This window comes from Oribacterium sp. oral taxon 078 str. F0263, assembly GCF_000469565.1.
Classification (GTDB): domain Bacteria; phylum Bacillota; class Clostridia; order Lachnospirales; family Lachnospiraceae; genus Oribacterium.
In genome coordinates this window covers 171,914-186,201 of sequence record NZ_KI273122.1, presented here as the reverse complement: position 1 = coordinate 186,201, position 14,288 = coordinate 171,914, and the positions used below count along the sequence as shown (strand labels likewise).

Sequence of the window (14,288 nt, the reverse complement as noted above, 5' to 3'; positions counted from 1 at the left end):
ACTACTATATCCGAATCCTGCTCCCCTTTCAAGAATAAATCTGTAAATTCGTGCACTCCGATCTCTCAGAGCACGGTCACGGCGAGGTAATAGGCTTCGGGATCGGCGCTGTCTTTCGATGGGGAGAGCTTTAGGAGGCTTATGGAGCGGGTCCTCCGGCTGCAAAGAATCCGCTTCCCCAGAAATTGAAATTCCGGAAGCTCTTCTTCTGTCAAAAAGCCGCTTCCCCTCGCTTTCAGATAGCTCTCCTTCAATACCCAAAGCCTGCTGAAAAGCTCTGCGGGGCAGTCGGAGCTTCTGATCGAAAGAAGCTCCCTCCGGCTGCATAGCTGCTCTTCCATTCCGGGTTCTGTCTCCCTCTGTATCCTCTCGATATCAAGCCCCACTCTCCCGGGGGAAAAGACGACGGCCGCATAGCGTCCGGAGTGGCTTATGTTAAAGTCCATACTCTCCCCGGGGATATAGGGCCTTCCCAGGAGGTCCCGGAAGATCCTGAGCCTTTCCGGAGGAATATCCTGTCTTTTTGAAAAATACTGCCGCACCATCCGCTCTGAAAACGCACTTCTCGCCCGGTCCTCTCTGCGCCGATATCTTTCGATCCGAAGCCGGCTCTCCGGCGGAAGCTCGGAGAGGATTTCTGTCTCTCTTTCAAAAATCACCTCTTCAAGCCAAAGCTCCGAATCCCCCAAGCTTTTAGAAAGCACTAGCTCTTCCTCTGTCCGGGCTTTGGCAGAAAAGCTACCTTTTCACAGTATGAAAGCATCCTTCCGATACTCTCCTTGTCCGCTGCCTTCCATCGAAAGCCCAGTCTATCCAGCAGCCTTTCCGTCCTCTCCGAGGCAAGGTAAAAATACGTGCTCCGGGGGATGTCCAAGAGCCGGCCATGGAGGATAAAGTCCGAGACATAGGGTCCAAGCTTTGGATCCTCCCGCATCTCATAGAGGAAGCGAAGATAGTCTTCCGCACTCATGGAATGAACCGGGTACCCGAGTTCCCGGAGAATTTCTCCAAGCTCCGCCATGCTGAGCCGTGAGGAGTTTAAGAGATGATACGTTTCGAAGTGACTGTGCTCTGAGAGAAGAAGCCGTATAAAGGCATCCGTTATCTGATCGATGAAGGAAAAATCCGGAAGCCATATCGAGGACTCCGCTGTCCTCTCCATACAGATCATCGCCCGAAGGATTTTGTAAAAGCCATTCGTGTCGATATTGTCTTGGAAGATGCCGCTCTCGGAATCCGCGATCAGATTGCCAAGCCGGTAGATGCTGATATCCCTTCCCTCCTTCCGCAGTCTTTCGATATGCCGCTCCGCCTCCCGCTTCGTACTCGTGTAATAATTGTCGTCCGCCTGTCCGAGATCGCCGTCCTTTTCCGTGTAAAAGAACAATTTCTTCCCTTCGATCAGCCCTTCCGCGACTCCGATGGTGGAAATATGGTGGATCTCCTTTCTCCTCCCCCTGTCTGAGAGCTCCGCGAGCTTTCGGATAAGCTCCGCATTGATCCCGGAAAAATCTTCATAATGCCCGTAGTGCCGCACATTCGCAGCCGCATTGATGATGCAGTCCGTTCTCTCTGAGAGAAGCGCATAATCCTCTTCGCAGAGTCCCAGCCGTTCTTTTGTGAGAGAAGCGAGCACGATATGAAGCCTCCCGGCTTCCTCTCTCGAGGGCTCTGCTCCGAAATAATGTCTCCACTTTCGGAAGAGGCGCTCCCAGGCCTCCTCCTCACTCCCGTCTCTCATGGAGAGATAGAGCTCCGCTTTACTGTCCATTAAAAGACGCCTTGCGGTATGAATTCCGAAAAAGCCCGTCCCGCCGGTCAGAAAAATCGCCTTATATTTTTTCGGATCCACGGAGAGCTTCTCCGGAAGATTCCGAAGGGATTCCCGATAGAACCGTTGTTTTTCCAAAAATTCTTTGTCCGGAGGGCTGCTCTGCCATTCGAGAACGGTCTTTTCGACCTCCAAAAAGCGCTCCCAAAGCTCCTCTTTTTTCTCTGTGATATGCCCAGAGAGCTCCCGGACCGTCTGATAAAGAAAGAGGTCGTTGATCCGGATCTCAAAGTCTGCGGAAAGCTCAGAGACCAGCCGGATCGCCTGTATGGAGTTTCCACCAAAGTGAAAGAAATTGTCCGTGACGCCGATCCTGTCATTTTGCAGGACAGTCCGGAAGGCCTGAAGGATACGCTCCTCCCTCCTGTTCTCCGGTCCAAGTCCCCGGTCCTCTCCCTTGCTTTCTCTCGGATCCGGCAGCTTCCGATCATTGATCTTCCCGTTTCTGCTCACAGGAAAGCGCTCCATAAACAGGATATAGGAGGGGAGCATGTATTCCGGGAGCTTTGTGAGGAGATAGCTCCTAAGCTCTTCCTCCGATACCTCTCCCCGCCGAATGATATAGGCGCAGAGCGCCTTCCCCCCGTCTCCCGATCGGAGAAGCCGAACGACAGCGCGCTTTACCGCGCTGTTTTCGCAAAGAGCCGTTTCAATCTCCTCCACCTCGATCCGAAAGGCCGATATCTTGACCTGCCCGTCGATCCTGCCCAGGAAGTGAAGTCTCCCGTCCAAAGACCATTTCGCGAGGTCTCCGCTCCGATAAAGTCTCTCTCTTCTTAGGACCTTACTCCCCGAGAAGCACTTTCTGTTGAGCTCCGGCCTATTGATATAGCCCTTCGCGAGATTCTCTCCTCCGATCCAGAGCTCTCCCGGGCATCCGACCGGTTGGGGTGCCCCATATGGATCCACGATGAAGACCTCGGTATTGTCGATCGGCCTTCCGATCGAAAGATCCTTTTCCTCCTCTGGAGAGAGCTCGATCGCGCTTGTGATGACCGTGTTCTCCGTCGGCCCGTAGTTATTGAAAAAGCGGTAGCTCCGCTTCTTCATCCGGCCCAGCGCATCTCCCCCTGTGCAGAGGATCCGCAGAGAGTGATTCTCGAGCTCCATGAACTGCTCCGCGATCTGTGTCGGCAGGAAGCTGAAGCTGATATGATGCTTCTCATAGTAGCGATTCAGAGCCTCCATATCCAGCCTGAGCTCCTCCTCTATGAGATGCAGCTCCGCTCCTGACGAAAGAAGCGGGAAAAGCTCCCAGACGGAGGCGTCAAATCCGACCCCGGCGTAGCGGGTCCCTACATCCTTCTCCGTGAGCCCATAATAGCGCCTGTTCCACTCAATGAAACGGATCAGGGAGCCGTGCTGGATGCAGATCCCCTTCGGCTTTCCCGTCGTGCCGGAGGTATAGATCACATAGGCCGGGTCCTCGTGTGAGATCCTTTTTCCGGAAAATCTCTCCGGACAACTTTTTAAAATCCCAAAGCCGTACTGCCTCCCGAATCTCCGGACCTTTTCCCTCTCTCTCTTTTCCCTGTCCTCCCTCCTCCTTTCCGCTTTTTTCTTATCGATAAAGAGCAGCACATCGTAGCGGTAGCGGGTCAGCTCATTCTGGATGCTTCCCCTCTTCTCTGAGATCTCCACCGCGGCGATCTCCGGATAATCCGCCGGAAGGTCTCTGAAATACTCCCTCGCAAAGAAGAGCTCCTGGGACCAGTCCATTTTCGTCTGATAGCCCTTTCCGCTGTTTTCTTCGGAAAAACGCCGCAGGGACTCGACCATCTCCTTCTTTGTCCCGGCATCCATGACATCGCCAAGGAAGATCACAGAGCGCTCCGCGGAGAGAGAGAGCATCTTTTCCAGGACCGTCCGGAAATACGAATAACTCCGAAAGCACTGGATCACGCTGTTCAGTAAAAAGGCGTCAAAGTCCCTGCTCCCGATTTTATCGATCTCGATCGCCTCCACCCTCATAAGCCTGATATTTTTGATCTGCTCCTCCTCTATCCTCCTTTGATCCTTTTCCAGGATCGATCCGGAAAGGTCTGTGCCCCAGTACTCCCCGACCCTTTCCGAGAGCGGAAACATCGTAAGTCCCGATGCACAGCCGATCTCCAGAAGCTTCGCATCCTTCTTTAAGAGCGGAAGCATTTTTTCGGATACATTGTCCGCATACTCCCTCATCTCCTGCTCCGAGAGGTACTCTCCCGTATAGCTGCTCTTCCAGCCTCCCCCCTCGATCGCGTCCTTCGCGGAGCTCCCGACATACTCCCAAAGCTCCTGATTTCCCAGCGGATTCTCCAAAGAGCTGTCCTCCGATCGAATATCCTCCGCATCCAGACAAAGCAGTACTCTAAGACAGGGCGACTCCATTTGCAGCCTCTCCAGCGCAAAGAGCTGCTCCTTTTTCGTCAAAATGACAGAGAGATCGAGATCTTCAATGATGCTGCCGATTCTCTCTAAGGGAAGCTCCGGGTCGATCGGCACATAGGCCGCACCGGATTTCAGAATGCCCAGGATGGAGGCTGTATTTTCCATGCAGTTTCTCATATGGATCCCGACATATCCGCATCCGCTGCACTGCTCCAAGAGGAAGGAGGCGATCCTGTCCGATAAAAGATCCAGCTCATGGTAGCTCATGGCTTTTCCGCCCTGCACCAGTGCCCGCTTATCCGGATAGCGTTTGGCGGAGAGGCAAAAAGCGCTGACTGCATTCACTTCCTTTGGCACCGGAACTCTCTTCCCCTGAAAGGAGGAAAGAAGTCGTTTCTCCTCCTCGGAAAGAAGGTCCAGCTCGGAAAGAGTAATGCCCGGGTTTTCGGAGACAAACAGGAAGAGACGGCGAAGCTCCGCGAGAAGATGGGTGATCCCTTCCTCCTCATAGAGATCGGCGTTGTAGTCAGCCTCGATCGAAATGCTCCCGTCTCTTAAACGGAAGAGAAAGAGGATGTCCGGATAGATTCCACTCGCCCCTTCCGCATCGTGGAGCCCCTCCATAGAGAAGATCGTCCTGACGAGGGGCATATGGGTATCGCAGGGAAGGGGAAGCTCCTCCTCCGCGATATCCTGGTGCTTCAGCGCGTTTTGGTAGACCTCCGCAGTCTCTTTCGAAAGCTCCCGGAAGCTTTGCTCCGCTCTCATCCTAAGGCGGAGCAGCACTACCCGGTTTTTCCGCCCCATCCCTCGTGCCGAGAGCAGCAGCGGGACAGCATAGCTGATATCCTTTGAGAAGCTTCGCTTCGATAAGAGGATCGATCCCCCTGTGAGGAGCAGGATAAAAAGGTTCGGCAGCCTTCCCTTTCCCATTGAAAAAAGCTTTTCTCCGCAGCTTATGGAAAGCTTTATCTCCGCTTTCCTCCTCGGAGCCCTGCTCTTTACTGTTCTGATATGCTTCTCCGGAAAGCCGTCCGTCCCCTGATCCTCATCGAGAACAGCCCTCCAGTACGAGAGATTTCCGTTTCCGATCATCCTTCCCCCCGCTCAAAAGTCAAAGTCAAGCCCCGAAAACTCTGCCGCATCCTCCATTATCTCTCCATCCATTCCGCCGTTTCGGGAAATAAGCGAGAGGAGCTCTCCGATCGGAAGCTCTGATCCCTCCGCGATCTTCTGTACAAGGTCCCGGTAGAGAGTGAAGAATCCCTCCATGGACTCCTTCAGAAAGAGAGTGCCGGCATAGCGGAGCAGGAAGGAGAGCTCTCCCTCCTCTTCCGAGGCCTCCATCGTAATATCAAACTTGGCCCTTTTGTCCTCATTCTCCATGGCGGCGGAGAGTCCGAGGAGCGAAAACTCGGGGCGATCCATATTCTGGAAGGCAAAGACAGTGTCAAAGACAGGATTTCTAAAAGCCTCCCTCTCTTCCTTCAGCTTCTCCACCAAAAGCTCGAAGGGATAATCCTGGTTTCCGAGGACAGAGAGTAAAAGCCGATGGGTCCTCCGGATGAATTCCGAAAGCTTCTCCTCCCTCTCAATCCTTCCCCGTACCGGCATCACATTCACAAACATTCCGACCATCTGCTGCGTTTCTATCGCGATCCTCCCGCTGATCGGGGTTCCGACAATCACCTCATCCGAGGCTGTAAACTGAGAAAGCGCAAGCTGAAACGCCGCCATCAGGACGGAAAAGAGGCTCAGATCCTTCTCCCTGCAAAGCCCCCTGAGCTTCTCGGCGCTTCCTTTATCCATCGAAAATCCGAGCTCCTCGCTCTTTCTCTCCCCTCCTCTTCTCTCAAAGTCAAGCGGCAGCTCTTCTCTGCGGTACCCCTCCATCCGCTCAAGCCAGAAGTGCTCCTGCCGACTGAGATCCAGCTTCCTCTGCCAAAGCGCAAAGTCCTTATACTGAAGCTCCTGCCGCTCCACCGGAATTCCCTGATAGAGCTTCACGAATTCATCGCTCAGGATGCGAAGGGAGCTTCCGTCTGCGGCGATATGGTTCATAACGATAAAGGAAAGATACTCCTCCTTCGAAATCTCCAGGAGGGCGACCCGAAGAAGGGGATCCTTTTCAAGGTCGAAGGGCCGGTTCATGAGCTCTCTGAGCCTTGGGAAGGAAGCCTCTTCCCCTCCCCTGAGCTCGGTGATCGAGAGCTCCTTTTCCTCGTCCACAGACTGCCGCGCCGCCCCGTCTTCTATATAGAAGCGGCTTCGAAAAATGTCGTGCAGGCGGAAAATCCTTTGAAAGCTTGAGCGGAAGCGTTCGATATCAAGGCATCCTCGGAAGCGAATCGAAAAGGGCATGTTGTAGGAGCTGTCCTCCGGGTCTCTGAGATAGAGAAGGAACATCCGCTGCTGCGCATAGGAGAGCGGATAGGAGCTCTGCTTTGGAGCCTTTTCGATATGGTAAAGAGCCACGCTCTCCTCGGGATCTCCGACATTCTCCTCTATATGTGCGGCCAGCTTTTCGATCGTGCTGTATTGCAGGATATCCGCCATCGTCATCCGGCTGCCATGGGCTGCATTGATCCGGTTTACAATCCGGTAGGCTGTGATGGAATCCCCTCCCAGGGCGTAAAAGCTGTCATGGACGGAGAACTCATGAAATCCCATTTCCCGCTGAAAGATGCCTGCGATTTCCCGCTCCATCCTGCTGTAGGAAGCGCCTTCCTCCCTTCCCCTTAAGACAATAGGCTCCATCTCCTCCCCCGGACCTCCCGTCTCCTCCTCTCTCCCGGGCGATTTTCTCAGCTTCTCCTTCGGGAGACGGATCCAGCAGCGCTCCTTTTCGAAGGGATAGAGCGGAAGCCGCATTCGTTTCTTCCTGCGATGATAATAGATGCTCTCAAAGGAGAAGCTTCGGAATCGGACATAGGAAGCGCACAGCTCCTCCATCGTAAGCCCTTCTGCCCGCGGACTGCCCTTCCCCTCTTCCTCCGCTTTTCCAAAGCAGACTCCCTCCGGGAGATAGTCCGGTTCATCCAGCAAGCGGTAATCATAGATCTCCTCCAGCATCCTCCAAAGGCTCTCACTGTCAGAGAGCCGGAAGGCGAGGCGATAGTCATAGTGCGTCCTGTCAAGCTGCATGCTCGTACAGAGTGCCTCCAGCTCTCTGTCCTGAAGATCCAGGGAGAGAATCCGGTAAGAGTTAATAAGCTCATACAGCGCCTCCCTGCTCTTTGCAGAGAGGGGAAAGAGATGCGAGGCTTCGGGGGCGCTCCTCCTCTCCTCTCCCTCCTCTTCCCGATGCGCCTCCATCACGAGATGACAGTTCGTCCCGCTAAAGCCGAAGGCGCTGACTCCCGCGATCCATCTCCCGTTCCTGGGCTCCCACTCGCAGTACTCCTCCGAGATCCGAAGCGGGGAATGCTCCAGCCGAATCTCCGGGTTTAAGCGGTGAAAATGTGCGCTCGGGACATAGCATCGATGATAGAGCATCAGCGCGGTCTTTATAACGCCGACAATGCCCGCGCAGTCATAGAGATGCCCGAGATTCGACTTGACGGAACCGATGCGGCAGAAGTCCTCCTCCTCGGTATCGCAGCGGAAGGCCTGGTTCAGGGCCTCGATCTCAACCGGATCCCCGAGCCTCGTGCCGGTCCCGTGCGCCTCGATATAGGAGATCTCCTCCGCCCTCACAGCGGCATCCTTCCACGCCTGCCTGAGCACTCGGGTCTGGGCATTTCCGTTCGGGGCCGTGAGGCCGATGCAGCTTCCATCCTGGTTCACAGCGCTCCCCCGGATCACGGCATAGATCATATCGCCGTCCTTCTCCGCCTCGGGGAGGGATTTTAAGAGGATCCCGGCCGCGCCCTCACCAAGCCCTGTTCCGCTCGCATTCTCATCAAAGACCCTGGTATAGCCGTCCTCTGACTCAATACCGATGGAATGCTCCCTTCCGGGAAAAAGCACTGTCCGAACTCCCGCGGCGAGCGCCATACTGCACTCTCCGGAACGGATCGCGCGGCAGGCCTGGTGAACTGCGGTGAGAGAGGAAGAGCAGGCAGTATCGATCAGCATCGCCGGTCCGCGAAGATCCAGAAGATAGGCAATCCTCCCCGCCATCATAGAGGCCAGACTCCCCGTCGGAGAACTCTCCTCCTGACTTTCATAAACCATGCTGGTATAAGCTCCCCCGTCATAGTCCCCGATATAGCCGATGAAAAGCCCTGTATCGCTCCCCCGTACCCTCTCCTCAGAAAGCCCCGCATCCTGTATCGTCCTGTAGATCAGCTGTAAAAGGATGCGCTGGTTTGGGTTCATCAGGGCGGCTTCCCTGGGCGTGATATGGAAGAAACGATAGTCAAAGCTATCGATCTCACAAAGATAATTTCCAAGGCGATAGTCCGCGCGGCCGAGTCCGGCATAGGCGCGGCAATTATCCGCATCTCTCCTTCTCTTTTCCGGAAATTCCGATACGGAGTCCCGGCCGAGCTTCAGATTATCAAAGAATTCCTCTGTCCCGTCGGCGTTCGGAAGCAGGCAGTCCATCCCGATCACCGCGATATCCTCCGAGTAAAGAGAACGGACCGTCCCCTCATTCCCCTCTGTACAGCTTCGCATGGCAGTTTGCTTCCTCCTGTCTCAGCATTCCCGATAAAGTTGCCCTGGCTCCGAATTCCACGAACTCGCTCACTCCGGCGCGAAAGAGATAACGCATACTCTCCCTCCAGTGTACGGGGCTTATGAGCTGCCTCCTTAAGCTCCTCCGGATCTCTGAGAGAGAACGGTACGGTCTTCCGCTCACATTGGAAAGGATGCTTCCCCGGATCGGATGAAGCCGGGTCCTCTCTAGGCATTCTCCGAGCGCTCCGACCGCCTCCTCCATGAGCCTGCTGTGGAAGGCCCCGCTCACTCGGAGAAGGATCGGCTCCCCGGCTCCGGAGGCCTCGATCTCCCCGGCCATTTCCCGGATCGCCCCCTCCTCCCCCGAAAGGACGAGCTGCTTTTGACTGTTCAGGCAGGCAAGATCCAGGCAAAGCCCTCTCCGATAGCGCGCATGCCGGATGCAGGAAAGGAGCTTCTCGCGCTCGGGATTTCGCACCGCCATCATGCTCCCTCTCGCTTCGTCCGCCGCGCGCTTCATATATGCCGCCCGCTTTACGATAAGATGCAGCGCATCCCGAAAGGAAAGGACCCCGGCGGAGAGTAAAGCGGAATATTCCCCCAGACTGTGCCCCGCAAAATAATCCGCATCCCTTCCATGCTCCTTGCAGTAGATAAGAAACCAAAGATAGGAGCAAAGGAGGATCGCGGGCTGAGAGACCGTGGTCTCCTTAAGCTCCTCCTCCGCGCCGTATTTACAAAGCTTGGAGAGGGGAAATCCGCAGATCTCATCCGCCTCCTCAAAATAAGCCGCGGCGCGGGGGAAGCGCTCCAGGATGGGCAGGGCCATGCCGGAGCACTGAGCCCCCTGCCCTGAAAAAAGAAAGGCCTTTTTGCTCATTTTTCCTCCTCTTCCCTCTTCCTGCACAAAAGTTCGGACATCCTCACGGCAAAGCTCCGGAGCTCCTCCCTTCCTATGGCCGAGGAAGAGCTCAGAAAGCAGGCTGCCCGTCCCTCCGAAAGCCGATACTCTGCGCAAAGGTCATAATTCCTTGATAAGCTTAGGTTCGAGCGGTTGAGCTCTGTATCATAGAGAAGGAATCGGAGTCCCCCTCCGGGAGAGGAGGGCGTCCGAAAGAGCTCGCCTGTATTCATTTCTCCGAGTCTCTCCCCCTTCAGAGAGCAAAGGCAGAGGATATCCGCCTCATCCATCATCACATGGAAGCTCCCGCCCTTCTCGGGAGAGAGGGAGCGGAGCGCCCCGACAAAGCTCTGGAAAAGCTCCTCTTCCCGTCCTTCCCCACTGCATTCTGCTTCAAAGCGGAAAAATCCGTTCCGGAAGATCTCCCTCTCCTCTTCTCTCTCCCTCTTAAAGTGAAGGGAGGGAAGACACAAGGCCTCCCGGCTGTCCAGGAAGCGGGAGAGCGCGTGGACATTGGGACAGCGGAAGAGATCCGATGGGCGGAGCTCTCTCCCGAATTCCTCCCGGATCCTCGCACTCAGGCGGGCAAGCTTTACGGAATCGAGTCCGAGCTCCATGAAATTATCGAAGCGGCTCCAGCTTCCCCCGCCGTTTTCCTCCATGAACTCTCCAAAGAGGCGCATGAGGGTTTTTTCCGTCTTAGTCAGATCCTCCTCCGGCTCCTCCTTTCCGGAGAGATCCCGCTCCGCCTCATATATCGCAAGTTCTCCTTCCCGCAGCAAACGGACGAGCTCTGTCCGCTTCCGCTTTCCGCTCTCCGTCTTCGGCATCCTCTCTACCGGCACGATTCCGAAGATTCTTAAGCCCGATGTGAGGAGCGCTGCCTCTCTCGCCTTTTTTGAAAATGAACTGAGCTCCTCCTCCCCGACGCCGCTCACAAAGAGATACAGCCTGTCGATATTGTCCTGATCCGGTATCGCGGAGACCGCGAGATTTTCCGCGGGAAAGCGCAGCCTTTTCTCCAGCGCTTCCTCTATGTCGGAGGGATAGAAGTTCTGCCCGTTCACAAAAAGAATCTCCTTGAGCCTCCCGCTGATATAGAGCCTTCCGCCGTAGAAAAATCCGGCGTCTCCCGTCCTTAGCCACCCATCCGGAGAAAAGAGCTGCTCCGTGAGCTCCTCTTCCCCAAAGTAGCCCGAGCTGACATTCTCACCTCGTATTTCGATCTCCCCCACGCTGCCCTCCGGGAGGACAAGATCCCTTTCCCCGCAGATACGGATCTCACAGCCCTCTGCGGCGCGCCCTAAATCGACCAGCTTCCTGCCCTCCTCCTTTCTCCCGGAGAGCCGCACCTTTCCAAAAAGCGTAAGGCTTTCCTTCGAAAAGCTCTCAAAGTGAAGTCCGCTTCCCGCCTCCGAGAGCGAGATGAGAAGACTTGCCTCCGCCATCCCATAGGCATTGATAAAGACCTTATCAGAGAGCCCGAAGGGGCTTAGCTCTCGGAGGAAGGCCTCACAGAGATCAGCGGAGATCGGTTCCGCCCCATTTAAAAGATAGCGAAGGGAAGAGAGATCCCAATCCCCCCTTTCTCCCGAAGAGAGGAGTCCAAGGATCAGCTTATAGGCGAAATTCGGAGCAAGTGTCACCGTTATGGCATGCTCTGTGAGCTTGTCCAGCCAGAGTCCGGGCTTTCGTATGAAATCCTGCGTCGCCATAAGGCATTGATTCGCCTTTATGAGAATCGGGCTCAGATGCGCTCCGATGAGTCCCATATCATGACTGAGGGGAAGCCAGCTCAAAACGTGATCTCTCTCTGAAAAATCGGCTCCGCGGCTGATCCCGAGGAGATTGCTCAGGATATTCCTATGACTTAAAAGAACCCCCTTCGGCCTCCCCGTGGAACCGGAGGAAAACTGGATCATCGCCGCATCCCTCTCGGATAAAGGAGCCTCCCTGCCCCGCCCTCCAAACAGAAGGAGAGCCTCCACACTCTGAATCTCCCTCTCCTCTTCCAAAGCTTCAGGGAGGGCTCTTTCCCTCCGGAGGGAAAGCAGGCGCTCCTCGGAGAGAAGGTGTGCCGTCTTTAAGACAGCGCTCACGCTTCGGAGCTTCCGCTCCTTCTCCTCATCGAGAGCGACGGGAAGAGCCGCCGGAAGCATGCCTCCCAGGAGGCAGCCCCAGAAGGCAATCAGGAAGCGATGGGGATCCGCGATTTGAAGGATCACCCTGTCTCCAGGCTGATAGCCCCTCTCCTGCATGCCTCCGAGGACCTTTTCCGCCTCTCCGAGAAGCTCCGCATAGCTTGTGAAGCTCTCTTTTCCAGCTTCAATGAAGCGGATCCCCTTCTCGGACTCCGCGGCACTTTTTAGGATCTCGACCAGATTCATTGAACCTCTCTCCTCTTCTTAAGGATCCGATAGAGCTCTCTGTGGAGAAGCTCCATCTCCGCTCTTGCCTTCTCGGCATGTCTGTAAATAAAGCGTTCTCCACTCTCAGAGCAGTAGAAGGCCGAGAGCGACGCCGATAGAACAGGCTCCGGGAGAAGCAAAAAGAGTTTCATCTCCCCCGGAAGGATCCTGATCCCGCTTTTCTTTAAAAGCCACAGATTGCTCCGAATCCTGCGGACCGTCTTCTTCATCAGCGCTCTGCTCCTCCCCGCGTCGATGTGATTCCCTCCCCCCTCGTAAATGGCATCCCCGAGAGGGACGACCATGGCGAGGTGGCAAAGCTGCCAGTCGTACATCCTCGGACAGATTGCAAAGGGGATATGGGAGCGGAGAAAGATCCGCTTCAGCGCATAGATCCGGGCCGTCCTCTCCCCTCCGATCTCTCCGAAGCTCGTCTTCTGGAGAAAGGATGGTGTCAGACCACCATAGAGCACCCCTCCCTCGATCGAGCCTCCGGCGCCCGGAAAGGCCGGAATCAGCCGCCCCCTCCCGAGGATTTTCTCCCAGCTTTCATAGCCATCCGGATTGTTGATCATGCTCACGATATTTTTGCATTCCGAATCGGCGAGCTGCCGGAACGCCTCCTCCGCCTGCTCCCTCCGCACCGTGACGAAGATAAAATCGTAGCTCCCGGCGGAATCCTTCACGAGGCGAACCGGGCAGCGCAAAGTCCTGTTCCCCTCCCGGTACAAAAGCCCCCTCTTCGAAAGCTCTGAAAGCCTCTGCCCCCTCGTGCAGACACTCACCGGATAGCCCGCAAGAGACAGACTCTTCGCATAGATGCTCCCCACCGCTCCACAGCCGAAAATCAACAGCCTTTCCTTATACCGCATGACAGCGCCTCCCATCGGAAAGCCCCTCCAGATCCGCATCGCGGATCACAAGCTCCCCCTCAGAAAGTCCTTCCTTTATCACATATACGGTATTGCTCTTGTAGCTCACATTGACCTCTGTCTTAACCGCCCGATTGCCGATCAGGCGGAATACGAAATCCCTGCCGTCACTCCGAAAGACCGCGGAACCCGGGACAGACAGAACCTCCTTCTCCCGGTAGATCGTAAACTCCAGATCCACGTCGCTCCCGGGCTTTAAGGCCGGTCCCTCCTCCAGCTCGACTACGAGCTTCACCTTGTATTCCTTCAGTCCGAGCGCGGAGGTGGAGGACTCCGCAAAGCCGAAGATCTCAGAAATCACAGCTTTGCAGGACTCTTCCTTCCCCTGAAGCTTCTGCGTGAGCTTCACTTCGTCTCCCACCCTGAGGTAGGGCTCATAGGAGGTCAGGATATCCGCCTCGGCCCTCCTGCTTTTTCCGTCCCGGATCACAAAAAGCTGCTGCCCCTCCGCGACCTGTGATAAGCCCGCAATATCCGCTCTCACGATATAGCCGCTGCAAGCGGCCCGGATCTCACACTTTCCCTTCTTTTTCTCCAGCTGCTCGATTCCCTTTTCCTCTGCCCCGATCATCGCGTCAAGCTTCTCCCTGGTATCGCCCGCATAATCATTTTTCAATTTCTCTTCGAGGCTTCTCCGTCTGGACTCCGAGAGCTCCAGTGAACTTTTCGCGTTTTCCAGGGCGAGCTCCGCCTTTTCCTTCTCCTCCTGCGAGATATCACCGCTCTCATAGAGGCTCTTAAATCTGTCAAGATCCCGCTCCGCCTTCTCCTTCCTGCTCCTTTCCTCTCTCTCCTTAAGTCTGAGCTGCTCCATCTCCGATCGCATATCCTCCTTCTTTCGGCTTTCCTCTGAGACAGCTCCTTCGATCTCTGCCTGATAGGCCGCTATATTCTGCCGCTTTACGGCGATCGCATCGTCGTAGTTCTCCGTTTTTATCCTGGCAAGGATATCCCCCTCTTCTACATAAGAGCCCTCGGAAAAGAAAAGCTCCTCAACGCCCCCGCTCACCTCAGAGATCAGTGCCCTGTCCTCCCCGCCCCGGACGACGCCGGTCTCCGTAAAGCGGTCGACGACCTCCCCTCTCTCTACCCTGCACGCAGAGACCGGAAGTCCCCTTTGCAGGAAGAAAAGGAAGGCGGCAGGAAGCAGGAGAACGACAGCTGCCATCAGAATGTATTTTCTTTTAAAGATCCTCTTCACCACTTCTTTCCTCCCTCTTTTC

At 55.4% G+C, this 14,288-nt stretch carries 7 protein-coding genes; all 7 read right to left on the bottom strand.

Going from position 1 to position 14,288, the window contains the following annotated elements; translation table 11 throughout:
* Positions 1–65 precede the first annotated feature (65 nt).
* The 7 genes from HMPREF1986_RS08105 to HMPREF1986_RS08075 are packed head-to-tail and all read right to left on the bottom strand — an operon-like array spanning position 66 to position 14,266.
* Positions 66–704, bottom strand: coding sequence for a 4'-phosphopantetheinyl transferase family protein (locus tag HMPREF1986_RS08105; RefSeq protein ID WP_021774344.1), 639 nt, complete (start codon positions 702–704; stop codon positions 66–68).
* On the bottom strand, positions 704–5,296 hold the full coding sequence (locus HMPREF1986_RS12635) for an AMP-binding protein (RefSeq protein WP_021774343.1): 4,593 nt from the start codon (positions 5,294–5,296) through the stop codon (positions 704–706). Before HMPREF1986_RS12635 ends, HMPREF1986_RS08105 begins: the two co-directional genes overlap by 1 nt.
* A gap of 12 nt (positions 5,297–5,308) precedes the next feature.
* The gene (locus tag HMPREF1986_RS08095) at positions 5,309–8,821 is read right to left on the bottom strand and encodes a condensation domain-containing protein (protein ID WP_021774342.1); all 3,513 of its coding nucleotides are present in this window, start codon (positions 8,819–8,821) and stop codon (positions 5,309–5,311) included.
* Complete coding sequence (locus HMPREF1986_RS08090; protein ID WP_021774341.1) at positions 8,796–9,704, bottom strand: ACP S-malonyltransferase; 909 nt, start codon at positions 9,702–9,704, stop codon at positions 8,796–8,798. Before HMPREF1986_RS08090 ends, HMPREF1986_RS08095 begins: the two co-directional genes overlap by 26 nt.
* The gene (locus tag HMPREF1986_RS08085) at positions 9,701–12,112 is read right to left on the bottom strand and encodes a non-ribosomal peptide synthetase (RefSeq protein WP_021774340.1); all 2,412 of its coding nucleotides are present in this window, start codon (positions 12,110–12,112) and stop codon (positions 9,701–9,703) included. The genes HMPREF1986_RS08090 and HMPREF1986_RS08085 overlap by 4 nt, the downstream gene beginning before the upstream one ends.
* On the bottom strand, positions 12,109–13,005 hold the full coding sequence (locus HMPREF1986_RS08080; protein ID WP_036599975.1) for a ketopantoate reductase family protein: 897 nt from the start codon (positions 13,003–13,005) through the stop codon (positions 12,109–12,111). The genes HMPREF1986_RS08085 and HMPREF1986_RS08080 overlap by 4 nt, the downstream gene beginning before the upstream one ends.
* On the bottom strand, positions 12,995–14,266 hold the full coding sequence (locus tag HMPREF1986_RS08075; protein WP_155978793.1) for an efflux RND transporter periplasmic adaptor subunit: 1,272 nt from the start codon (positions 14,264–14,266) through the stop codon (positions 12,995–12,997). Before HMPREF1986_RS08075 ends, HMPREF1986_RS08080 begins: the two co-directional genes overlap by 11 nt.
* Between the last annotated feature and the right edge of the window lie 22 nt (positions 14,267–14,288).

What these genes read in the sequence shown, in the direction of transcription:
- HMPREF1986_RS12635 (WP_021774343.1), bottom strand. Translation starts at nt 5,296, where the DNA reads ATGATCGGAAACGGAAATCTCTCGTACTGGAGGGCTGTTCTCGATGAG.
- HMPREF1986_RS08095 (WP_021774342.1), bottom strand. Translation starts at nt 8,821, where the DNA reads ATGCGAAGCTGTACAGAGGGGAATGAGGGGACGGTCCGTTCTCTTTAC.
- HMPREF1986_RS08090 (WP_021774341.1), bottom strand. Translation starts at nt 9,704, where the DNA reads ATGAGCAAAAAGGCCTTTCTTTTTTCAGGGCAGGGGGCTCAGTGCTCC.
- HMPREF1986_RS08085 (WP_021774340.1), bottom strand. Translation starts at nt 12,112, where the DNA reads ATGAATCTGGTCGAGATCCTAAAAAGTGCCGCGGAGTCCGAGAAGGGG.
- HMPREF1986_RS08080 (WP_036599975.1), bottom strand. Translation starts at nt 13,005, where the DNA reads ATGCGGTATAAGGAAAGGCTGTTGATTTTCGGCTGTGGAGCGGTGGGG.